Here is a 21,663-nt window from a genome sequence, read left to right on the forward strand (position 1 = left end):
TATGGCACGCACTCCGAAAACGCAGTCTGAAAAAGCAACACTGGCGGCACGCCGCGCCTGGTGCTATCTGGTGCTGGTGCTCATCAGCTTTCTGTGTCTGTTCTTCTTCTATGTGCTGGTGATCAACTCCACCCGCACCCATTTTGAGATCCAGAAGGGCTTCTCGCTGCTGCCGGGCAAGTCCCTCGTCACCAACTTCCGGAACGTGCTGGCAGACGCCAATATCCCGGTGGGCACCGGCATCCGCAACAGCCTGATCGTCTCTGCCTGCTCGGCAGCCCTCAGCGTGTATTTCTCGGCCCTGACGGCTTACGGCATCTACGCCTACAATTTCCGGTTCAAAAAAGCCGCCTTTGCCATCATCCTGCTCATCATGACCATGCCCACGCAGGTGTCGGCTCTGGGCTTTTTGCAGCTCATCACCAAAATGGGCCTGAAAAACAGCTTTGTCCCGCTGATCCTTCCCAGCATCGCAGCGCCCACGGTGTTCTTCTTCATGAAGCAGTATCTGGACGCTTCCCTGCCCATGGAGATCGTGGAGGCCGCCCGCATCGATGGCGCAGGCGAGTTCTATACCTTTAATAAGATCGTGCTGCCCATCATGAAGCCTGCTCTGGCGGTGCAGGCCATCTTCTCCTTCGTGGCCAGCTGGAACAACTACTTCATCCCCGCTCTGGTGCTGGACAGCGCCGACAAAAAGACCCTGCCCATCCTCATTGCACAGCTGCGCAGCGCAGACTTCCTCAAGTTCGATATGGGCAAGGTGTACATGATGGTGGCCATCGCCATCCTGCCGGTGATCATCGTTTACCTGCTGCTCTCCAAGTTCATCGTCCGCGGTGTGGCGCTGGGCGGTGTCAAAGGTTAAAGCACATCTGACCGCAAAAGGGCCCCCGCCGGTTGGCAGGGGCTCTTTTGCTGTGTTCAGGAACTGTTTAAGGTGTCAGATACGCCCCAGGATACAGGGAATGGTTCCATCAGACAAGGAGAGAAAAGAAGAAAAGACAAGGCACATACACACTCTGTCGGAGACGCTCAGGGGAAAGCGATTTACTCACCGCGGACAGCTGCGAAGCCTGCCTCCAGATCGGCAATGATATCATCGATGTGCTCGGTGCCGATGGACAGGCGGATGGTGTTCTGGTAGATCTGCTGCTCGGCCAGCTCCTGATCGTTCAGCTGGCTGTGGGTGGTGGAAGCCGGGTGGATGACAAGGCTCTTCACATCCGCAACGTTTGCCAGCAGAGAGAAGATCTTCAGGTTATCGATGAACTTGAATGCTTCCTCGCGGCCGCCCTTGATGTTGAAGGTAAAGATGGAAGCACCGCCGTTGGGGAAGTACTTCTCGTACAGGGCGTGATCCGGGTGATCCGGCAGGGAGGGGTGGTTGACCTTCTCCACCTGCGGGTGGTTTGCCAGAAACTCGACCACCTTCTTGGTGTTCTCCACATGGCGCTCAATGCGCAGGCTCAGGGTCTCGGTGCCCTGCAGCAGCAGGAAGGCGTTGAACGGAGAAATGGTGGCACCGGTATCACGCAGCAGGATCGCACGGATGTAAGTGACAAAGGCTGCGGGGCCTGCTGCATCGGCAAAGGAGACGCCGTGGTAGCTGGGGTTGGGATCGGCGATGTTGCCGAACTTGCCGCTTGCCTTCCAGTCGAACTTGCCGCTGTCCACGATGATGCCGCCCAGCGTGGTGCCGTGACCGCCGATGAACTTGGTGGCGGAATGAACAACGATATCCGCGCCGTGCTCAATGGGACGGATCAGGTACGGGGTGCCGAAGGTGTTATCGATGACCAGCGGCAGGCCGTGCTTGTGCGCGATGGCAGAAATGGCGTCGATATCGGGGATATCACTGTTGGGGTTGCCCAGAGTTTCCAGATAGATTGCCTTGGTGTTGGGCTGGATGGCGTTCTCCACCTCGGCCAGATCATGTGCGTTCACAAAGGTGGTGGTGACGCCGAACTGGGTCAGGGTGTGCTCCAGCAGGTTGTAGCTGCCGCCGTAGATGGTCTTCTGGGCCACGATGTGGTCACCGGCCTGTGCCAGTGCCTCGATGGTGTAGGTGATGGCAGCGGCACCGGAGGCGGTTGCCAGAGCAGCCACGCCGCCCTCCAGAGCAGCGATGCGCTTCTCGAACACGTCCTGGGTGGAGTTGGTCAGGCGGCCATAGATGTTGCCGGCATCTGCCAGACCAAAGCGGTCTGCTGCGTGCTGGCTGTTGCGGAACACATAGGAAGTGGTCTGGTAGATAGGCACTGCGCGGGAATCGGTTGCGGGATCGGCCTGCTCCTGGCCAACATGAAGCTGCAGAGTCTCAAATTTATAGTTAGACATTGTATTTTACCTCAATATTTGTACTTTTAGTATAATTTCTTGATACAAAAAATCCCGATGCGTGATACAAAAGCGCACCGGGCAATCACAATTCAGCTGTAAAACTGTCCCATGTCACATTCGGGCACACATTCGTGCACAACAAGAGGGCATCGTACAGTTCACAGCCAGATGTTCTGCCCGGTCACCGCACATTCGCCCACAGCGGAAGTTTGCATGCAGCAGGTCGTTCCAAATCAGCTTCATATCCGTGCCCTCCTTTCCCGTAAAACTCTTTCCCACTCCTCTACAAGCCGGTCTTTCAATTTCCCATCAGGCTTGTGGATTTGTTGTCTGCATTATATTCCTTCTTACCTAGTTTGTCAATGGGTTAATTCCAGTTTTTTGTAAATTGAGTTTTCTGCACGATGTGCAGCCCACATTTGCGGCAGGGCCTTGTGCAGTTGCAACAGGAGTCACACTTTTCCGTTCCTTCGGAGAACTTTTTCCATTCCTTGATAAAACCTTAAAAATTTGCTGCTATACTGGAACCGTTCTTGCAAAAGCCCGGCAAATCGTTTATTATGGTAGCGTTCTTTTTTATCATCAAAGGAGTTTTTCGATGCTTCATCGTTTCTTTCGTTTTGTAACACAGAGTCTGCTCACCTTCCTGTGCATTCTGCTGCTCGGCGGACTGCTGGCGGGCGGCTGGTTCTTTTATCAGGGCAGGCAGCTGTACCGCAGTGCCGCCAGCAGTTACCCGGTGGCTTCCATGTACGACACCATCCGTGCCCGCGGGAGCTATACCTCCTACGATGCGCTGCCGCAGACCTACATCAATGCGGTCATCTGCACCGAGGACGAGCACTTTATGACCCACAAGGGCATCGACCCGGGGGCCATCGCCCGCGCTCTGCTGGCCGACCTGCGTACCCACTCTCTGGCCGAGGGCGGCAGCACCCTGACCCAGCAGCTGGCCAAGAACGAGCTGTTCACGCAGGACAAGCATCTGGCCCGCAAGGCCGCCGAAATGCTGGCCGCGTTCGATCTGGAAAAGGCCTACTCCAAGCAGCAGATCTTTGAGATGTACGCCAACACCATCTATTTTGGAAACGGCTGCTACGGCATCACGCAGGCCGCCGAGGGGTACTTCGGCAAGGAACCCGCCCAGCTGACCGATGCCGAAGCCGTGTTTCTGGCGGGCCTGCCCAACGCGCCCTCGCTCTACGCCAGCAGCCCGGAGCTGGCCCTCAAGCGCACCCAGACCGTGCTCAAGCGGATGGTCAAGTGCCGGGTGCTCACCCAGATGCAGGCCGATGCCATCGCGGAAGAGGCTGCAGGGCTGACGGTCTGAGCGGCAGCCCGCGCTGTGCTTTTCGCCCATAACAAAACGCCGCGCCCTGTCTGCTGCGGAACAGACGGGGCGCGGTATTTTTTGCGGTATTTGGTTTGTAAAGGAGGAATCATGTTACCCATTCAGGCAGTTGCGGCTCTGCCTGTCCGGTGATATTAGGATACCAGATAATTTCAGCGAAAACATGTTCTTTATATGAAGCTTTTATGAATTTACCGGTTCTTTGCCGCGCTGCAGGAGTGAACAATTACTCCGGTGCCTTCATGCTTTCCACCATGCTGATATGGCGCACATGCCGCCGCATGGCAAAGCAGACCACAACGGTGAACAGCATGGTCAACGCCACTGCCAGCAGGTAGCTGCGGGGTGCAATGGTGCGAATGAACATCAGCTGATCCATTTCCACGGTCAGGATGATGAACCGGTGCAGCGGCACGCCCAGCAGCAGGCCCACGCCGGAGCCGATGAGGGACAACAGCTCGATCTCGCGGAAGATGTAGCGGTACACTTCTTTGTCATAGAAACCCAGCACCTTGATGGTGGCAAGCTCCTTTTTGCGCTCGGCAAGGTTGACGCTGATCAGGTTGTACAGCACCACCGCCGCCAGCGCCGCCGCGCACACGATGATCAGCACCACCACGTAGTTCAGGCTGCCGATCAGGCTGCCGAACATGGAGGTGGTGTCCTCGGTGAAGCTGACGCTGCTGACGTAGTTGCAGCCCAGCAGCTTTGTGCGCAGGGCATTGTACTCTGCCTCGGTGGCACAGCCGGTCAGGCCGTACACGGTATTCCACTCCGGGGTGCCGCCCAGCAGGCTCTCCAGCTGTGCACCGGACAGATACAGCCGGGTGAACATGTAGTTCTCGGCAATGCCGGTCAGGGTCAGCGGCACACGACTCCCGTCTGCAGCCTCCACGTAGAACGTATCGCCCACGCTCAGCCCCAGATTCAGGGCCGTTTTTTCGGTCAGGATCACGCTGTCCTCTTCAAAGGGAATGGGGTCGTGGCCCACCCGGGTGCGGAAGGTGAAGTATTCGGTCATCCGGGCATCGTCCTCCGCGCCCACAATGCTGACGTCGGCGCTCCCGCCCTCTTCATTATAAAGGGTGGTGGACTTTGTGTAGAACGCGCCCCAGCTGCGGACCGCACTGCTGCTGTCCAGCGTGCTGGCAAGGCCCTGCTCCATGGTCAGCGCTTTTTCGTCGCTGAGGACGATGGTCATATCGTTGTGGGTCAGCTGCTCAGACTGCTTGTCCACGATGGGCAGGATGGAATCCTGAATGCCAAAGCCGATCAGCAGCAGCGCTGTGCAGCCCGCCACGCCCAGCACGGTCATGAAAAAGCGCTTTTTGTAGCGGAACAGGTTGCGGGCTGTGGTCTTTTGGGAGAAGCTCATGTGCTGCCACAGCGGGGTGATGTACTCCAAAAAGATGCGCTTGCCCGCCACAGGTGCCCGGGGCAGCAGCAGGGCTGCGGTCTTTTCCTTCAGGCTGGCGCGGCAGGCGCTCCATGTGGCAAAACCGATGACGGCCGCACTGATGGCCACGCTGGCTGCCGCCATGCCGGGGTAAAAGTGCAGCGTGAAGGTGGACATGCTGAAGATCATCTGGTAGGCGTACCAGATGATGAGCGGGAACACCACAAAGCCGATGACCATGCCCACGATGCTGCCCAGCACGCTGGCGCTGAGGGCATAGAACAGGTACTTGCCTGCAATCTTTGCGTTGGAGTAGCCCAGCGCTTTCAGAGTGCCCAGCTGCAGGCGGTTCTCGTCCACCATGCGGGTCATAGTAGTAGTGGCCACCAGCGCCGCCACCAGGAAGAAGAACACCGGGAACACCCGTGCAATGGCGTCCATGCGGTCGGCATACTGCTCAAAGGTGACAAAGCTCATGGTGGAGCCGCGGTCCAGCACATACCACTCGCCGCTCTTGATCTGGCTCACCTGCTCCTCGGCATCGTTCAGCTGGGCAAGGCCGTCGGCCAGCTGCTGTTCGGCTTCGGCCTTCCGGCTCTCGTACTCCGCGCGGGAATCGGCCAGCTGCTGCACGCCGTCCCTGTATTCCTGCCAGCCCTCGTCCAGCCGGGTGCGTGCCGCATCAAACTGGGTGTAAGCTGTGGCCGTGCCGGTGGTGAGCTGCAGCTGCCCCTGCAGAAGCTTTACCTTCATCTGGCGCAGTGCGGCTTTGGCTTCGGTCACCAGCTGCTCGTTGGAAAGGCTGGGTGAAGAGATCAGCCCCTGTGCATACATCTGGCGCTTGCCCGCATCCAGCTGGGCCTGATAGCCGTTCAGCTGGCCGCTGATGTTGTCGTAAGCATCCTGCGCCTTCTGCAGGGCATCCCGCAGGTCAGTGTATTCCTCGTCGGCGGGCTCGGCCTCGTCCAGCGCCTTCTGCGCGTTGTGCAGAGCCGTTTCGGCATAGCCCAGCAGCGGGTCGGCCACCTTTTTCAGGTTCACCAGCATCTCGATCTGCTGCAGCTGATCCTCAAATTCCAGCAGTTGTTCCTCGCCGCTCACCAGCTCGTCCGCACCGCCCTGCATGGTATCCGGCAGGACCTTTTTGCTGGCGGCAAGCTCCGCTTCGCCCGCGTCCAGCTGGGCTTTGGCGCTGTCCAGCTGCGCCTGTGCATCGGCCAGCTGCTGCTCTGCCTCCGCAAACTGACGGTCTGCTTCGGCTTTTTTGTCGTTGTACTCGGCCCGGGCGTCGGCCAGCTCTGCACTGGCGTCCTCGATCAGCTCCGCCCGCCGGGCCGTGCACTGTGCCCCGCTGATGGCCTTTACCCTTGCGGCTGTGTCATCCACTGTCGCCTGATACTCGTCCGAGTAATTATCATACAGGCCGGCATTTTTCACCTTGAGATAGCACGCCGTATAATAATCCATGGTCAGGCTGCCTTCCGGCAGGAATACGATATCATCCAGCTGGCCGTCACCGGCGGTGCTGCTCTCCTTGTCCGTGGAAAAATGCTGTGGGTCCTGCACGGTGCCCACCACCGTGAACTGCCTCCGGCTCACATGTTCGGTGTCCTCCGGCAGGGTGAGCACCGTGCCCGGTTCCACCGGGTCGCCGTAGCCCATCACATGCACCACGCACTCGTCCGGAGCCTCGGGCATCCGGCCCGAGAGCAGCACCAGACGATCCATATTTTCTGCCGTGTCGGCCCCAGGGTCGGCGGGCAGCTGCTGCAGGCGCACCACCGCCGTCTCGCTCTGGCCCTGCCACTGGGCCTCCACGTCCTGATATTTCACCGGCTGCACAGCCTCCACGCCGTCCACGGCGGCAATGGCGGTGATATCGTCCTCCGAAAGGCCCAACGTGGACAGCACCCGCAGGTCGAATACGTTCTGCTGCACGTAGTATTTCTGCCCGGCGATGCGCATGCTGGGCGCAAAACTCATCAGGCCGGTCAGCATCATGACGCCCAGCGCCACGATGCCGAACAGCGAGACCATGCGGCTCAGATTGTCCTTCATTTCCCGCAGGATGTTTTTACGATAACTTTTCAGCACAGCTCTCACCACTCAATCTCCTGCACCGGCACAGGGTGCTCGTTGACCTGATTGGAGACGATCTTACCGCTGCGCACCTGAATGATGCGGTCTGCCATCGCCGTCAGGGCGGTGTTGTGGGTAATAACGATCACCGTGCGGCCGGTGCGGCGGCAGGTATCCTGCAGAAGGGCCAGCACCTGCTTGCCGGTCTTGTAGTCCAGTGCACCGGTGGGCTCGTCGCAGAGCAGCAGCTTGGGGTTTTTGGCCAGTGCGCGGGCAATGGACACCCGCTGCTGCTCGCCGCCGGAAAGCTGGGCCGGGAAGTTGTTCAGCCGCTCTCCCAGACCCACGCTGCGCAGGGTCTCTTTGGGGTCCAGCGGGTCGCGGCAGATCTCGCTGGCCAGCTCCACGTTTTCCAGTGCGGTCAGGTTCTGCACAAGGTTGTAGAACTGGAACACAAAGCCCACATCGTACCGGCGGTAGGTCGTCAGCTCTCTGGCGGTAAAATGGCTCACGTTCTGGCCGTCCAGCCAGACGTTGCCCTCGTCGCAGCTGTCCATACCGCCAAGGATGTTCAGCAGGGTGGTCTTGCCTGCGCCGGAGGGCCCCACGATGATACAGAACTCGCCCTTATCCACATAGAAATTCAGGTGGTCTGCGGCGGCGATCTTCACACTGCCGGTCTGGTAGTATTTGCAAACGTCCTCAAACTCCACAAAGTGTTCCATGGCGTCTTTTCCTTTCTATCGGGAATGCATACTGTTTCAATTTAACTATAACATCTCCCGGCAGACTTTGCAAAGACATCTGCGCAAATTTTCAAAAACTTAACAGAAAAGCGCAAAAAGGGCCGCTGCACATCTCTGCGTGCAGCAGCCCTTTCATCATTTGATCTCAGCGGTCAGCGCCCCACGATCAAATCGCGGCGGCAGCGCAGACCCACGGTGAGGAAGGTGTTTTCGCCCAGTCGGCGCAGCACCACGCGGTCGGTGCCCTTCTGGCCCTCCACCAGCAGAGACAGGTTCAGGGTGGTGGAGCCCTTCTCGGTCTGGACCACCAGCGTGCTCACACCCTCGTTCAGCAGGGTCTGCATGTCCTGCACGGTGGTGCGGAAGGTAGCAGAACCGGCGGGCACATCCAGCGTCAGCACGCTGTCCTTCTGGCGGGCAGTGTACAGCACTTCCCTGCCGAACAGGCCCTTGACGGTGTAACGGGCCTCGCTCTTTTTCGCCGCTGCATCTGCGGACGGGGCAGCCAGCTCATCGCCGGAGATCAGCATGATATTGCCCTGAATGGGGTTTCCCTCCGGTGCGCCGTAGCCGCCGTAGGTGGGGTCCTTTTCGCCGATCGCCACATCGGCGCTGTGCAGGGCGATATCCCCCTGCACCATCTGCTCCTGCGGGGGCAGATAGCCTGCGGCAGCAGGGTCGTTGATGTCTGCCTCTGCGGCAAATGCGCCCACGCTCAGCATGGCGGCAGCACCCAGCACTGCAGCTGTGGTGGTGACGGTACGGACAAATTTATGGTTCAGTTTCATTTGGAATACCTCCGTTGACGGCGGTTTTGCACCGCACATTTTTGTTTTGTGGAAAACCATGGTCTGCCATGCGGTGTAATACAAAACCGCCGCATCTGTCTTATAAACGGATGCGGCGGCGGGATTATTGCAGCGGGCTATAAAAATTTTTGGAAGCTCTGCCGCCGGGGTCACTGGGCCTGTGCCGGTTCCCGGTTCAGGATCTCCATGAACTCCTCGCCGGTGATGGTCTCCTTCTGGTACAGATACTGTGCCAGCTCGTCCAGCTTGGCGCGGTTGTCGGTCAGGATGCGGACAGCCTTTTCGTGCTGGGCCTTGACCAGCTCCACCACCTTCTGGTCGATCTCGCGCTGGGTCTGCGCCGAGCAGGCCAGCGAGGTGTCGCCGCCCAGATACTGGTTGTTCACGGTCTCCAGCGCCACCATGTCAAAGTCCTTGCTCATGCCGTAGCGGGTAAGCATGGCGCGGGCAAGCTTGGTGGCCTGCTCGATATCGTTGGAGGCACCGGTGGTGATGGATCGGAACACCACTTCCTCGGCGGCGCGTCCGCCGGTAAGGGTGGCGATCTTGTTTTCCAGCTCTTCCCTGCTCATCAGGTAGTGGTTGCCCTCGTCCACCTGCATGGTGTAGCCCAGTGCGCCGGAGGTGCGGGGGATAATGGTGATCTTCTGCACAGGGGCAGAGTTGGATTGCTTGGCCGCCACCAGTGCATGGCCGATCTCGTGGTAGGCCACGATGCACTTTTCCTTGTCGGTCAGGATGGAGTTCTTCTTCTGGTAGCCTGCAATGACCACCTCGATGCTCTCCTCCAGATCGGCCTGGGTCACGCTCTTGCGGCCTGCACGCACGGCGCGCAGGGCTGCTTCGTTGACGATGTTGGCAAGTTCCGCACCGGATGCACCGGAGGCCATGCGGGCCACGGTGTTGAAGTCGATGCCCGGGGCCAGCGCCACCTTTTTGGCGTGCACCTTCAAAATCTCTTCGCGGCCCTTGAGGTCGGGCAGCTCCACCGGCACGCGGCGGTCAAAGCGTCCGGGACGGGTCAGGGCCGGGTCCAGCGAATCCGGGCGGTTGGTGGCCGCCAGAATGATGACGCCGGTGTTGCCCTCAAAACCGTCCATCTCGGTGAGCAGCTGATTCAAAGTCTGCTCACGCTCGTCGTTGCCGCCGAGGTTGCCGCTGTTGCGCTTCTGACCGATGGCATCGATCTCATCGATGAACACGATGCAGGGGGCCTTTTCCTTGGCCTGCCGGAACAGGTCGCGCACCTTGGATGCGCCCATGCCCACGAACATCTCTACGAATTCGGAACCGGAAATGGAGAAGAAGGGCACGTTGGATTCGCCTGCCACGGCCTTGGCCAGCATGGTCTTGCCGGTGCCCGGAGGGCCCACCAGCAGGATGCCCTTGGGCATGGATGCGCCAATGCTCTCGTACTTGCCGGGGTCGTGCAGGTAATCCACGATCTCCTGCAGGTTTTCCTTGGCTTCATCCTCACCGGCCACATCCGCAAAGCGGATGCCGTGGGTGGACTGCACATAGACCTTGGCGTTGGATTTGCCCACGCCGCCGAACATCATAGCCCCCGGGCCGCCGCCGGCCTTTTCCATCAGCTTTTTGTTCATCTGGTTGCCGATGAAGCTGAACAGCAGGATGGGCAGCAGGAACCAGATCAGGAAATTGAGTATCGGCGACCCCTGCTCCACGATCTCGCTGGAAAACTGCGCTCCGGCGTCATACAGGCGCTGGGTAAGCTCCGGGTCGTTCATCAGGCCGGTCTTGTAGACCTGCTTTTCCTCTTTATCGGTAAAAATGATCTGGTTGGATTCGATATCCACACGGCCGATGTTCTTTTCCTCGGTCATGGTCATAAAGGTACCGTAGTCCACTTCCTCCACCTGACGCTCGCTCATCCACGGCACCAGCACAAGGTTGAGCAGCAGCAGGACCGCCAGCACGATGGCGTAATAGATCGCCAACGGCTTTTTGGAAGGTTTGACTTCTTTCATGACGCAATTCCTCCTTTGGTTCTTGATGCAAGTAGTATAGCACAGCCGCCGGGCCCGCAACAGCGGTTCGAGCACAACTTTCCAAAAACTTAGCAAATTGTTAACAATAAGAGTCCGTGCGCTCTGCTTGACAATATACGTTGGTTCGATTATACTACAAATAGAAAGGGCGCTGACTGCAATGGTCAGCTTCCTGTCCCGCTAGTCAAAAAGATTGACCGTCAGGCTTGGAACACTGGGCGGTCAATCTTTTTTGTTTTTATCGTTTCTTCGGTCGTGCGAGATCTTCCACGCAATGTCAAATGCAGCTTTCGCTACATCAACGAGCAACGCCGCCACTGTGGCCAGAAGAGTCAACAGCAGCATGGTCTCAGACAACGTCATTCGACATTCCTCCCTTCGCCTTCAAGGCTCCGGGAAGCTTCATTTACAAAAAAGTTCCACTCCCGGAACCTCTGCTTCGTTCCATGTATAGGAAGAATCAGTGATGCGGGAGCAGGAAGCATGACCACCGATTTTGCAATCAGTGCCTTGCAAATAGTGTACCATACTCTGGTGCGAAACACAACGCCCCCGGAAGGCTATTGTTCTTCCGGGGGCGTTATTGTACTGTTATTATGCGATTACTGCTTGGGGAACGCCTTGTTCCAGACCTCAATGACCTTGAGCTTGGGGGTCCAGCCTTCCGGCTTGAAGGTTTCTGCGGTCTTGGCTTCCATGATGCCCTGTTCCACGCACCACTGTGCAGCCTTTGCCATGTCGGCATCGTCCATATCCGCAAAGGCAGGTTCGTTCACAGGCGCGGGACGTCCTGCATTGTTCCAGACGAGCAGTGCCAGCTGACCGCGGTTTGCAGGGATGGCTGCGCCCTCGGGCAGGATGTTGTGCAGGATCACCCGGGTAGCGATCTCGTAGCCGCCCCAGACGGCCGCGCCGCCCACCAGAACGGCTGCAACAGCGCCGCCTGCGTCAGAGCCGGAGTCAACCGTACCGGTATCGTCGGGGGTGGTGTCACCGCTGCTTGCCGGGGCAATGCTGATGTACGGATCATTAAAAGCACCCGTGTATCCTGTGCCGCTTTCGCCCGTGTAGAAAGTCTCCGCACTTGCGGCAGCCGCACCGGTCTTGATCTCGTACTTCTGTGTATGAGTCGGGGTGTATTTCAGCTCACCTCTGACAGCCTTGCCGCTGCCCTTGTTTTCCAGAACCACATCACCGGTACTCTCGATATTGGCACTGCCAAAGATAGGATAAGCCTGACCAGTGCTGTTGCCTTTAACGGTCACATCGTGCGCGTCGACCTTGAATGTGGAAGCTGTAAGGCCGCCGATCACATCGCCGTTGCCCTTGTTCTCAAACAGCACATCGCCGGAGCAAGTAATATCGACATCGCCGTCGATGATCGTGCCATAGTGGCTGTCGCCGGTTTGATCTCGGTTTCCAACCACCGTTACGTTGTTTGCGCTGTCCACAGTAAGCTTGCCGTTTACCGCAACCGTCCCATCTGCGGGGGTCACAGTGATATTGTTTGCATTGTTGATGGTCAGGGCACCATCAACGACAGGAGTGGTGGCACCAACGTCGTTGCTCAGCTTCACATCCACACTGTCCGCAGCTGTAATATTGATTTTCAACTCGCCAAAGGTGCCGGTACCGGTCAGGGTGTGGCTCTCCGGGTCATAGGTGAGCTTGCCGTTGGTGTAGGTGTCACCGAGAATGTTCCCGCAGTTATTGCTGGTCACTCCAATGGCTTCACCATGGTTCATCGTGACCGTGATACCGTAGTTGGTTACTTTATCATCCGGGGTGGTATTTTCCGGGGTACCAGGCTGGATGTTCAGATACTTTGCATTCACCGGTTCAGAGTAAGTCGTACCCGTCAGCGCAGTCTGCGTATTGCTGCTTTCACTTTCACCAACTGCCACACGGTAAGCACTCGCGGTATCCGTGCCGGTAAACTCGACCGGACCCACAGGGCCGCTCTTGTTTTCCATCGTCAGCGTCTTGGCTTTGATCTTGAACGTGCTAAGGGACGAATCCCGGAACAGCACTAAGCCGCTACTGTCGCTGCCAGTCAGCTTGACCTCAGCAGCTCCTTTGCTAATCGACAGGTTCGTACGAACATCAGCGCCATCCGGGTTCTCAATGGTGATATTACCACTGCTGTAGGAAGAAAATGAACCGCCAATCAGCGGGGCCTCGCTTTTGCCGGTGATTATGATATCTTTTGCATAGTCATAAACAACGATGCCATCATATTGGCTGGTTACTGCACCGCTCGGGTTCGTAATCGTCACATCACCATAGCAGTCAAATGCAGCACTGCCATTGATTGCGGTAGAGTTGTTGTTTGCAAGCACTGTAACATTCTTTGCGCCGCGTGTCTGGTCTGAGACACCGATTTGCAGGCTCGTATTGACAGCCACGCCGTCGCCGCCATCGATCTTGATACTGTCATTCTGTGGATCAGAGCAGATCAGCGTTGCCGTATGACCTGTTCCACCTGCCGGAACAGAGAGCGTGCCGGAAAAAACATAGGTATTGGAACTGGTGTCGTACGAAACATCCACGCCGTCCCAAGGGTTCTTGTCATCTTCCCAGCGAACGCTTCCATCAGTATAGCGGTTCAAAACATAGGTGACAGAAGTATAGAGCCTTGAGAAGCCATCGTACACAGTGATGGAGCTTTCCACCGTAGGAGTCTCTGCCGCCAGTGCACTGAGGGGACTTTCCACCTGCAGCAGCATACCAAAGCTCAGCAGACCGGCAAGGAGTTTTCGGGTCCATCGTTTCATAAAATGAGTGCCTCCTCTCTTTCTTTGTCTGTATCATATCATGCTTGCCCCTCCCCCGGACGATCTCCGGCACGAATCGACTGTAAAATGCATCGAATCGACCCGTGCACAATTTTGGAAAATTCTGCCCCTTCTTTTGTGAAATTGTTTCATTTTGAGAATGAGCCAGACTGCTTGACACTGCCTGCGAATCATGCTAAACTTAGTCCACTTTGAAAAAAGCACAAATGCGTTGACGGGGAAAAAACGAATTTCTTCTGCGTACAGAGAGCCGCCGGGTGGTGCAAGGCGGGTGCAGAGGGCTTCGGTTACTGGCCCCTGAGCGGCAGAGTTGAACATGCAAGTAGGCTCTGACGGACGCCCACCGTTACCCGGGCAGCGATTCGCCGCAAAAAGCCGATCGTGCAAAGCGGCTGTGCCCAAAGGCGCAGCAAAGAGAGTGGTACCACGGGTGCCCTGTAGTTTGAATTTACAGGCTCTCGTCTCTCAAGGTTTTCGCCTTGAAAGACGAGAGCCTTTTCGTATGTAAACCCTCTCAGTCGCCTGACGGCGACAGTTCCCCCGAGGGGGGAGCTTTAAGAAAAGGGAAGAGATCTTTCTTCGAAGAAGGACCGACTTGCCCGTCAGAAGCCGAAAAGCTCCCCCTTTGGGGGAGCTGGCAGCCCCGCAGGGGCTGACTGAGAGGGTTCGTCTCACCACAACATCAGGAGGACGCACATTATGATGGACGCAACCAAGTACGCTCCGGGTTACTACCCGGTACCCGCAGGCTATGACAGCTGGGTAAAGAAAGATCACATTGAAAAGGCCCCCGCATGGTGCAGTGTGGACCTGCGCGACGGCAATCAGGCCCTGATCGTGCCCATGAGCCTTGAGGAAAAGCTGGAGTTCTTCCAGATGCTGGTCAAGATCGGCTTCAAGGAGATCGAGGTGGGCTTCCCTGCCGCCAGCGACACCGAGTACGAGTTCCTGCGCACCCTGATCGAGAAGAACATGATCCCCGAGGATGTTACCGTGCAGGTGCTGACCCAGTGCCGTGACCACATCATCCGCAAGACCTTTGAGGCCGTCAAGGGTGCTCCCCGGGCGGTGATCCACTTCTATAACTCCACCTCTGTGGCCCAGCGCGAGCAGGTGTTCCACAAGAGCAAGGAGGAGATCAAGAAGATCGCCACCGACGGCGCAAAGCTGGTCAAGCAGCTCAGTCAGGAGTACGAGGGCAACTTCCTGTTCGAGTACAGCCCCGAGAGCTTCACCGGCACCGAAGTGGACTACGCCGTGGATGTGTGCAATGCCGTGTTGGACATCATGCAGCCCACCCCGGACCGCCCCATGATCATCAACCTGCCCGTCACCGTGGAAATGAGCATGCCGCATGTCTACGCCAACCAGATCGAATACTGCGACAAGCACCTGAAATACCGCGACAGCGTCATCATCTCCACCCACCCCCACAACGACCGCGGCACCGGCGTGGCCTGCGCAGAGCTGGCCGTGCTGGCGGGTGCACAGCGGGTGGAGTGCTGCCTGTTCGGCAACGGCGAGCGCACCGGCAACGTGGACGCCGTGACACTGGCCATGAACATGTACAGCCATGGCGTGGACCCCAAGCTGGACTTCTCCGATATGCCGGACATCTGCGCCACCTACGAGCGGGTGACCCGGATGCACATTTACGAGCGCACCCCCTACGCCGGTCAGCTGGTGTTCGCCGCCTTCTCCGGCAGCCATCAGGACGCCATTGCAAAGGGCATGGCCTACCGCAAGGAGCATGGCGAGCACCGCTGGACCTGCCCCTACATCCCGGTGGACCCCCACGACATCGGCCGCACCTACGACGCCGACGTCATCCGCATCAACAGCCAGAGCGGCAAGGGCGGCATCGGCTTTGTGCTGGAGCAGAACTTCGGCTACAACCTGCCGCCCAAGATGCGTGAGGCGCTGGGCTACAAGGTCAAGAGCGTTTCCGACCACAGCCACAAGGAGCTGAGCGCAAACGAGGTGCTGCACATCTTCGAGGATGCCTTCCTCAACCGCTGCAAGCCGCTCAACGTTCTGGAAGCCCACTTTGCACAGGTGGGCGGCATCACCGCCACCGTCACGCTGGAGCTGAACGGTCAGCGCAAGGTGGTCACCTCGGTGGGCAATGGCCGTCTGGACGCCGTGGCAAACGCCATCCAGAGCGCCACCGGCATGGAGTTCCACCTCGAGACCTACTCCGAGCACAGTCTGGACGAAGGCTCCACCTCCCGCGCTGCCTCCTACGTCGGCCTTGTCTGGGGCGATAACACCGTCACATGGGGTGCCGGCACCGACACCGATATCATCGTGGCCGGCATCAAGGCACTGGTGAGCGCGATCAATAATAAGTAAAAGCATTTTTTCGATAAAAGGAGAGTACCATCATGGGAATGACCCTGACGCAGAAAATTCTTGCCGCACATGCCGGTCTTGCCGAGGTCAAGGCAGGCCAACTCATCAATGCAAAGCTGGACATCGTGCTGGGCAACGATATCACCACCCCCGTTGCCATCAACGAGTTCGAGCGTGCCGGTTTCAACTCCGTGTTCGACAAGCAGCACATCGCCATCGTGCTGGATCACTTTGTGCCCAACAAGGACATCAAGAGCGCCACCCAGTCCAAGCAGTGCCGCGAGTTCGCCAACAAGTACGACATCCTCAACTTCTACGATGTGGGCCAGATGGGCATTGAGCACGCCCTGCTGCCGGAAAAAGGCATCGTGACCGCAGGCGACTGCGTCATCGGTGCGGACAGTCACACCTGCACCTATGGTGCACTGGGCGCCTTCTCCACCGGCGTCGGCTCCACCGACATGGCCGCAGGCATGGCCACCGGCATGGCATGGTTCAAGGTGCCCTCTGCCATCAAGTTCGTGCTCAAGGGCAAGTTCGGCCCCCGTGTGTCCGGCAAGGACCTGATCCTGCACATCATCGGCATGATCGGTGTGGATGGTGCGCTGTACAAATCCATGGAGTTCACCGGCCCGGGCGTTGCCGGTCTTACCATGGACGACCGCCTGTGCATCTGCAACATGGCCATCGAGGCCGGTGCCAAGAACGGCATCTTCCCGGTGGACGATGTGACCCGCAGCTACCTCAAGGGCCGCAGCCAGCGTGAGCCGGTGTTCTACACCGCTGACCCCGATGCCGAATACGAAAAAACCATCGAGATCGATCTGGACAAGCTGGAGCCCACCGTCAGCTACCCTCACCTGCCCGAGAACACCCACCTTGCCAGCGAAGGCAAGGACATCAAGATCGATCAGGTAGTGATCGGCAGCTGCACCAACGGCCGTCTGGAGGACATGGAAGCCGCCTACAACGTGCTCAAGGGCAAGCACATCGCCAAGGGCGTGCGCGGCATCATCATCCCCGCCACCATGGCCGTTTACAAGGAATGCATCCTGCGCGGCTGGACCACCGCCTTTATTGATGCAGGCTGCATCGTGTCCACCCCCACCTGCGGCCCGTGCCTCGGCGGCTACATGGGCATTCTGGCCGAGGGCGAGCGCTGCGTTTCCACCACCAACCGCAACTTTGTGGGCCGCATGGGCCATGTGAAGAGCGAGGTCTACCTTGCTTCTCCCGCCACTGCCGCCGCCAGCGCACTGACCGGCTGCATCACCGACCCCCGCACGGTCTGATCGGAAAGGAGCACAACAATGAACGCAAAAGGTTCTGTTTTCAAATACCCGGACAACGTGGATACCGATGTCATCATCCCGGCCCGCCACCTGAACACGCAGGACGCCAAAGAGCTGGCCAGCCACTGCATGGAGGACATCGACAAGGATTTCGTCAAGAAGGTGAAGGACGGCGACATCATGGTGGGCGGCTGGAACTTTGGCTGCGGCTCCTCCCGTGAGCACGCACCGCTGTGCATCAAGACCGCCGGTATCTCGGTGGTCATTGCCAAGAGCTTTGCCCGCATCTTCTACCGCAACAGCATCAACATCGGTCTGCCCATCATGGAGTGCCCGGAGGCCGTGGACGCCATCAACGCAGGCGATACCGTGAGTGTGGACTTTGATACCGGCGTCATTACCGATGAGACCAACGGCAAGGTGTTCCACGCCGAGCCCTTCCCGCCGTTCATTCAGGAGATCATCTCGGCCGGTGGACTGATGAAGTCCATCAAGGCGAAGCAGCAGTAACCCTCTCAGGCGCTTCGCGCCAGCTCTCCCAAAGGGCGAGCTTTTTGCCATCTTCCCGAATGTATTTTCTTCCAGGATAAACAACGAACAATATCTTGCCCGCCTGAAAAGCTCCCCCTTCGGGGGAGCTGGCAATGCCGCAGGCATTGACTGAGAGGGTTCAAACCGATAGAAGGAGTTTCCCAATGGAAAAAAACATTGCTGTCATCTGGGGCGACTGCTCCAGCCCGGAGATCGTCAAGCAGACCATCCGTGTGCTTGACAAGGTGGCCGAAAAGTACGGCCACACCTTCCACTACACCGACGCTGCCATGGGCGGCGAAGCCATTGACAAGTACGGTGACCCGCTGCCCCAGCACGAGCTGGACAAGTGCCTTGCCGCGGACAGCGTCCTGCTGGGTGCCGTGGGCGGCCCCAAGTGGGAGGGTCTGCCCGGTGAGCAGCGCCCGGAGAAGGGCCTGCTGCGCCTGCGTGCAGGCATGGGCCTGTACTCCAACAACCGCCCGGCCAAGATCTGGCCCCAGCTGGCTCCTGCCAGCCCCCTGAAGCCCGAGATCGTGGCACAGGGCATCGATTTCATCATCGTGCGTGAGCTGATCGGCGGCGTATACTTCGGCAGTCACGAGACCCACACCCTCGAGAATGGCGAGAAGCAGGCCATCGACTCCATGCCCTACTCGGAGCACGAGATCGAGCGCATCGGCCGCATCGGCTTCGAGACCGCACGCAAGCGCCGCAAGAAGCTGTGCTGCGTGGACAAGGCCAACGTGCTGGACACCAGCCGCCTGTGGAGAAGCGTGATGCACCGCCTGCAGGCCGAGTACCCGGATGTGGAATACAGCGAGATGTTCGTGGACAACTGCGCCATGCAGATCGTCAAGAACCCCGCCCAGTTCGATGTCATCGTCACCGAGAACATGTTCGGCGACATCCTGTCGGACGAGGCTTCCATGATCACCGGCTCCATCGGCATGATCCCGTCCTCTTCTCTGGGCGACGGCACCCGCGGCCTGTACGAGCCCATCCACGGCTCCGCCCCGGACATTGCCGGCAAGGACATCGTGAACCCCACCGCCTGCATCCTGTCTGCCGCCATGATGCTGCGCTACTCCTTCGGCCTGACCGAGGAAGCCGACGCCATCGAGAACGCCGTGAACAAGGTGCTGGACAAGGGCCTGCGCACCGCCGACAACATGAGCGAGGGCTGCACCTGCCTTGGCTGCACCGCCATGGGCGACGCTATTCTGGCCGAGATCTGAATTTTTCCATAACGCACAAAGGGGAACGACAGCCGTCGTTCCCCTTTTCGTCTGCACAAAAAAGAGCAGCTGTTCCCAACTGCCCTTCTGCGATATAGTTTCTTACTTGGTGCCGTAGATACGGTCGCCGGCGTCGCCCAGACCGGGAACGATGTAGCCGTTCTCGTTCAGGTGGTCATCCTCTGCGCCGAGGTAGATATCCACATCAGGGTGTGCCTCGTGCAGGGCCTTGATGCCTTCCGGAGCAGCGATCAGGCCGATGAACTTGATGCGCTTTGCGCCATGCTTCTTGATCTGGGTGATGGCGTCGATGGCGCTGCCGCCGGTGGCCAGCATCGGGTCCAGAACCAGAACATCACGCTCTGCAATGTCCTGCGGCAGCTTGCAGAAGTACTCCACGGGCTGCAGGGTCTCCTCGTTGCGGTACAGGCCGATGAAGCCCACCTTTGCAGCGGGCAGCAGGGTCAGCATACCGTCCAGCATACCCATGCCTGCGCGCAGGATGGGCACCAGAGCCAGCTTGCGGCCAGCCAGCACCTTGGTCTTTGCCATGGTGATGGGCGTCTCGATCTCCACCTCTTCCAGAGGCAGGTCACGGGTCGCTTCGTAGCACAGCAGGGTCGCGATCTCGCCAACGAGGTCACGGAACTCCTTGGTACCGGTCTGCTTGTTGCGCAGAATGCTCAGCTTGTGCTGCAGCAGCGGATGCTCAACGATCATCGGGGTCATAAAAACACGCTCCTTATTTTAAATAGATAACTCTATCGGGTACGGGATCACGCTCTGAAACGGCTCTGCGTGCGCTTCGCCATGAGCAGAAGGGTCGTAACGAAAAGCGGCATCTGCACTGCAGTATTTCTAAGCAGCTGCCCATTACGGTCCCTTTTGTGAAAATGCGTTTGGAGCGGCCCTGCGGTTGCGCAGCAATGAAAGCCCCAGTGGGTCTTTCAAGCAGGCGAGCGATCTGCGATAGCAGATGGAAGGGCTTTGCCCTGACAAGCGTCGGGGCCGCGACAAACGCGAAATCAAAAAAATTTTTTCCTTGATTCATGGCCAGAGTAAAACGGAGGCCATTCCAATCGTCCAGCCTGAGAATCAGCGGTTCTCCAGTGCGGTCAGCTTGTCGATGCGGCGCTGATGGCGGCCGCCCTCAAACTCGGTATTCAGGAAGATATCCACCAGCTGGCAGGCCAAGCCTGCACCCACGACGCGGCCGCCCATGCACAGGGCGTTGGCGTCGTTGTGGCGGCGGGTATACTCGCAGCTGAAGCTGTCGGAGCAGCAGCAGGCACGAATGCCCTTGATCTTGTTTGCCGCCATGCTGATGCCCACGCCGGTGCCGCAGAACAGCAGTGCCTTTTCACACTGGCCGTTCACCACGGCGTCGCAGGCAGGCACTGCCATGTCGGGGTAATCCACGCTGTCGGTGCTGTGGGTGCCAAAATCGATGTATTCCAGCCCCAGCTCCTTCAGATGTGCCTTGACAGCTTCCTTCAGTTCAAATCCGCCGTGGTCAGCGGCCAGTGCAATGGGTTTTGCCATGGAAAAACGTCCTTTCTCTTGTAACGCAAACTATAACTCAAGCTTTTTCTTTTTTTGCCGCAGCTTCGGCCGCAAGGCGCTCTGCGCGCTCCCGCTCCGCCTGACTCAGGCGGTGATAATCCGGCAGCAGCGCCTCTGGCAGCACAGCCTGTCCGGCTGCGGCCATCTGCTTTGCCACAAGGGCTACCGCTGCAGCCCGTCCGCCGCGCAGCGCCGGGGGCGTTTGCAGCACGCCCGGCACACTGCTGTATTTATTATAGCACAGAGAAGCGCCATCACCAACAAAAAACAGGGGCTTTTTGCAATTTTCTACAAATTCTGCAAGATCAGCCACAGCCCGGGCATCGTCCTCCAGCAGGCGCCGGTGGGTGGAAAGCTCGAATGCGGCGCTGTACACCTGTGCGCGGCGGGCATCCAGTGCGCACAGCACAGTGCCCTCGCCGGTGTGTGCTGCGGCCAGTGCTTCCAGCGTAGACACCGGTGCACACAGCGTCTCCCGCGGGAAGGCAAGCCCCTTCACCGCTGCCAGACCGATGCGCAGGCCGGTAAAGCTGCCAGGGCCGGCATTGACGCCATACAGGTCGATGTCCGTGCAGGTCATGCCGCACATCTTCAGGCAGGTGTCGATCATGGGCATCAGGGTCTCGCTGTGGGTCATGCCCGCGTCCAGATAGACCTCGTACAGCAGGCGGTCGTCCTGCAAAAGGGCCACACCGGCCGTCTTGCCCGCCGTATCCACGGCTAAGATGTTCATAGCGTTACCCCCTCAATGGTGATCCTGCGGGTGTTCTCGTCCACACGCTGGATGTCCACCCGGATGGGGTTTTCCAGCGCCAGCAGGTCGGCGAAATTCTCGCTCCACTCTGCCGCCACAACGGCCCCCTGATCCAGATAATCGTAAAAGCCTGCCGCACACAGATCATTCTCGGTGGAAATGCGGTACAGGTCAAAATGTGCCAGCGGTCTCGGGCCGCGGTAATAGTTCACGATGGCAAAGGTGGGGCTGGACACCGGGTCGGTGCAGCCAAGCCCCTGCGCAAGGCCCTCGGTGAAAGCGGTCTTGCCCGCGCCAAGTCCGCCGGTAAAAGCCACCAGAGAGCCCGGTGCCAGTGCGCCGGCCATGCGTGCGCCCAGCGCCACGGTCTCGGCACGGGAGTGGGTGATATATTCAGACATGAAG

Annotated in this window: 18 protein-coding genes and 1 other annotated feature; of the genes, 6 read left to right on the top strand and 12 right to left on the bottom strand. The window is 58.6% G+C overall.

The window, feature by feature from the left end; translation table 11 throughout:
* Position 1 precedes the first annotated feature (1 nt).
* Positions 2-868: a carbohydrate ABC transporter permease gene (locus ACKXF7_RS01555; protein WP_249238079.1), complete on the top strand. Its 867-nt coding sequence runs from the start codon at positions 2-4 to the stop codon at positions 866-868.
* A gap of 182 nt (positions 869-1,050) precedes the next feature.
* Here ACKXF7_RS01555 and ACKXF7_RS01560 read toward each other — a convergent pair whose 3' ends face one another.
* Positions 1,051-2,340, bottom strand: a complete 1,290-nt coding sequence (locus ACKXF7_RS01560; RefSeq protein WP_249238078.1) for an O-acetylhomoserine aminocarboxypropyltransferase/cysteine synthase family protein — start codon at positions 2,338-2,340, stop codon at positions 1,051-1,053.
* A 114-nt stretch (positions 2,341-2,454) separates the two neighbouring features.
* Positions 2,455-2,586, bottom strand: a complete 132-nt coding sequence (locus tag ACKXF7_RS01565) for a hypothetical protein (RefSeq protein ID WP_339395399.1) — start codon at positions 2,584-2,586, stop codon at positions 2,455-2,457.
* A 355-nt stretch (positions 2,587-2,941) separates the two neighbouring features.
* On the opposite strand from ACKXF7_RS01565, the gene ACKXF7_RS01570 reads away from it, so the two are divergent.
* Positions 2,942-3,673 carry a biosynthetic peptidoglycan transglycosylase gene (locus ACKXF7_RS01570; RefSeq protein WP_249238077.1) on the top strand — a complete coding sequence of 244 codons (732 nt, stop codon included), beginning with the start codon at positions 2,942-2,944 and terminating at the stop codon, positions 3,671-3,673.
* Positions 3,674-3,920: 247 nt separating this feature from the next.
* On the opposite strand, the gene ACKXF7_RS01575 is transcribed toward ACKXF7_RS01570, so the two are convergent.
* The 6 genes from ACKXF7_RS01575 to ACKXF7_RS01600 form a co-directional block, all read right to left on the bottom strand.
* Positions 3,921-7,193, bottom strand: a complete 3,273-nt coding sequence (locus ACKXF7_RS01575) for an FtsX-like permease family protein (protein ID WP_423741946.1) — start codon at positions 7,191-7,193, stop codon at positions 3,921-3,923.
* Positions 7,190-7,894: an ABC transporter ATP-binding protein gene (locus ACKXF7_RS01580; protein WP_005942271.1), complete on the bottom strand. Its 705-nt coding sequence runs from the start codon at positions 7,892-7,894 to the stop codon at positions 7,190-7,192. Before ACKXF7_RS01580 ends, ACKXF7_RS01575 begins: the two co-directional genes overlap by 4 nt.
* 173 nt (positions 7,895-8,067) lie before the next feature.
* Positions 8,068-8,703, bottom strand: a complete 636-nt coding sequence (locus ACKXF7_RS01585) for a hypothetical protein (RefSeq protein ID WP_044953740.1) — start codon at positions 8,701-8,703, stop codon at positions 8,068-8,070.
* A gap of 170 nt (positions 8,704-8,873) precedes the next feature.
* A complete protein-coding gene (ftsH, locus tag ACKXF7_RS01590; protein WP_423741947.1) occupies positions 8,874-10,712 on the bottom strand; it encodes an ATP-dependent zinc metalloprotease FtsH in 1,839 nt (612 codons plus the stop codon).
* A gap of 243 nt (positions 10,713-10,955) precedes the next feature.
* Positions 10,956-11,096, bottom strand: coding sequence for a hypothetical protein (locus ACKXF7_RS01595; RefSeq protein ID WP_423741948.1), 141 nt, complete (start codon positions 11,094-11,096; stop codon positions 10,956-10,958).
* A 239-nt stretch (positions 11,097-11,335) separates the two neighbouring features.
* Entirely contained in the window at positions 11,336-13,507 is a 2,172-nt protein-coding gene (locus ACKXF7_RS01600; RefSeq protein WP_423741949.1) for a hypothetical protein, read from the bottom strand.
* Positions 13,508-13,730: 223 nt separating this feature from the next.
* Positions 13,731-13,997 (top strand) — a binding site (T-box leader).
* Positions 13,998-14,227: 230 nt separating this feature from the next.
* Here ACKXF7_RS01600 and ACKXF7_RS01605 point away from each other — a divergent pair.
* The 4 genes from ACKXF7_RS01605 (at position 14,228) to leuB (ending at position 18,941) form a co-directional block, all read left to right on the top strand.
* The gene (locus ACKXF7_RS01605; protein ID WP_097774024.1) at positions 14,228-15,880 is read left to right on the top strand and encodes a 2-isopropylmalate synthase; all 1,653 of its coding nucleotides are present in this window, start codon (positions 14,228-14,230) and stop codon (positions 15,878-15,880) included.
* 32 nt (positions 15,881-15,912) lie between these two features.
* Complete coding sequence (leuC, locus tag ACKXF7_RS01610) at positions 15,913-17,172, top strand: 3-isopropylmalate dehydratase large subunit (protein WP_423741950.1); 1,260 nt, start codon at positions 15,913-15,915, stop codon at positions 17,170-17,172.
* Positions 17,173-17,190: 18 nt separating this feature from the next.
* Positions 17,191-17,682, top strand: coding sequence for a 3-isopropylmalate dehydratase small subunit (gene leuD, locus ACKXF7_RS01615; protein ID WP_005942253.1), 492 nt, complete (start codon positions 17,191-17,193; stop codon positions 17,680-17,682).
* Positions 17,683-17,867: 185 nt separating this feature from the next.
* Positions 17,868-18,941 carry a 3-isopropylmalate dehydrogenase gene (gene leuB, locus ACKXF7_RS01620; protein ID WP_423741951.1) on the top strand — a complete coding sequence of 358 codons (1,074 nt, stop codon included), beginning with the start codon at positions 17,868-17,870 and terminating at the stop codon, positions 18,939-18,941.
* Positions 18,942-19,043: 102 nt separating this feature from the next.
* Here the strand turns inward: leuB and upp are convergent, their stop codons facing one another.
* The 4 genes from upp to tsaE form a co-directional block, all read right to left on the bottom strand.
* On the bottom strand, positions 19,044-19,670 hold the full coding sequence (upp, locus tag ACKXF7_RS01625; RefSeq protein WP_249238071.1) for a uracil phosphoribosyltransferase: 627 nt from the start codon (positions 19,668-19,670) through the stop codon (positions 19,044-19,046).
* A gap of 366 nt (positions 19,671-20,036) precedes the next feature.
* Entirely contained in the window at positions 20,037-20,483 is a 447-nt protein-coding gene (gene rpiB, locus ACKXF7_RS01630; protein ID WP_348584649.1) for a ribose 5-phosphate isomerase B, read from the bottom strand.
* Between the two features lie 37 nt (positions 20,484-20,520).
* On the bottom strand, positions 20,521-21,237 hold the full coding sequence (gene tsaB / locus ACKXF7_RS01635) for a tRNA (adenosine(37)-N6)-threonylcarbamoyltransferase complex dimerization subunit type 1 TsaB (protein ID WP_423741952.1): 717 nt from the start codon (positions 21,235-21,237) through the stop codon (positions 20,521-20,523).
* On the bottom strand, positions 21,234-21,659 hold the full coding sequence (gene tsaE / locus ACKXF7_RS01640; protein ID WP_339395409.1) for a tRNA (adenosine(37)-N6)-threonylcarbamoyltransferase complex ATPase subunit type 1 TsaE: 426 nt from the start codon (positions 21,657-21,659) through the stop codon (positions 21,234-21,236). Before tsaE ends, tsaB begins: the two co-directional genes overlap by 4 nt.
* Positions 21,660-21,663: the final 4 nt, after the last annotated feature.

The sequence above is a fragment of the Faecalibacterium sp. 7 genome (assembly GCF_049562865.1).
GTDB lineage: Bacteria > Bacillota > Clostridia > Oscillospirales > Ruminococcaceae > Faecalibacterium > Faecalibacterium wellingii.

What these genes read in the sequence shown, in the direction of transcription:
- ACKXF7_RS01555 (WP_249238079.1), top strand. Translation starts at nt 2, where the DNA reads ATGGCACGCACTCCGAAAACGCAGTCTGAAAAAGCAACACTGGCGGCA.
- ACKXF7_RS01560 (WP_249238078.1), bottom strand. Translation starts at nt 2,340, where the DNA reads ATGTCTAACTATAAATTTGAGACTCTGCAGCTTCATGTTGGCCAGGAG.
- ACKXF7_RS01565 (WP_339395399.1), bottom strand. Translation starts at nt 2,586, where the DNA reads ATGAAGCTGATTTGGAACGACCTGCTGCATGCAAACTTCCGCTGTGGG.
- ACKXF7_RS01570 (WP_249238077.1), top strand. Translation starts at nt 2,942, where the DNA reads ATGCTTCATCGTTTCTTTCGTTTTGTAACACAGAGTCTGCTCACCTTC.
- ACKXF7_RS01580 (WP_005942271.1), bottom strand. Translation starts at nt 7,894, where the DNA reads ATGGAACACTTTGTGGAGTTTGAGGACGTTTGCAAATACTACCAGACC.
- ACKXF7_RS01585 (WP_044953740.1), bottom strand. Translation starts at nt 8,703, where the DNA reads ATGAAACTGAACCATAAATTTGTCCGTACCGTCACCACCACAGCTGCA.
- ftsH (WP_423741947.1), bottom strand. Translation starts at nt 10,712, where the DNA reads ATGAAAGAAGTCAAACCTTCCAAAAAGCCGTTGGCGATCTATTACGCC.
- ACKXF7_RS01595 (WP_423741948.1), bottom strand. Translation starts at nt 11,096, where the DNA reads ATGACGTTGTCTGAGACCATGCTGCTGTTGACTCTTCTGGCCACAGTG.
- ACKXF7_RS01600 (WP_423741949.1), bottom strand. Translation starts at nt 13,507, where the DNA reads ATGAAACGATGGACCCGAAAACTCCTTGCCGGTCTGCTGAGCTTTGGT.
- ACKXF7_RS01605 (WP_097774024.1), top strand. Translation starts at nt 14,228, where the DNA reads ATGATGGACGCAACCAAGTACGCTCCGGGTTACTACCCGGTACCCGCA.
- leuC (WP_423741950.1), top strand. Translation starts at nt 15,913, where the DNA reads ATGGGAATGACCCTGACGCAGAAAATTCTTGCCGCACATGCCGGTCTT.
- leuD (WP_005942253.1), top strand. Translation starts at nt 17,191, where the DNA reads ATGAACGCAAAAGGTTCTGTTTTCAAATACCCGGACAACGTGGATACC.
- leuB (WP_423741951.1), top strand. Translation starts at nt 17,868, where the DNA reads ATGGAAAAAAACATTGCTGTCATCTGGGGCGACTGCTCCAGCCCGGAG.
- upp (WP_249238071.1), bottom strand. Translation starts at nt 19,670, where the DNA reads ATGACCCCGATGATCGTTGAGCATCCGCTGCTGCAGCACAAGCTGAGC.
- rpiB (WP_348584649.1), bottom strand. Translation starts at nt 20,483, where the DNA reads ATGGCAAAACCCATTGCACTGGCCGCTGACCACGGCGGATTTGAACTG.
- tsaB (WP_423741952.1), bottom strand. Translation starts at nt 21,237, where the DNA reads ATGAACATCTTAGCCGTGGATACGGCGGGCAAGACGGCCGGTGTGGCC.
- tsaE (WP_339395409.1), bottom strand. Translation starts at nt 21,659, where the DNA reads ATGTCTGAATATATCACCCACTCCCGTGCCGAGACCGTGGCGCTGGGC.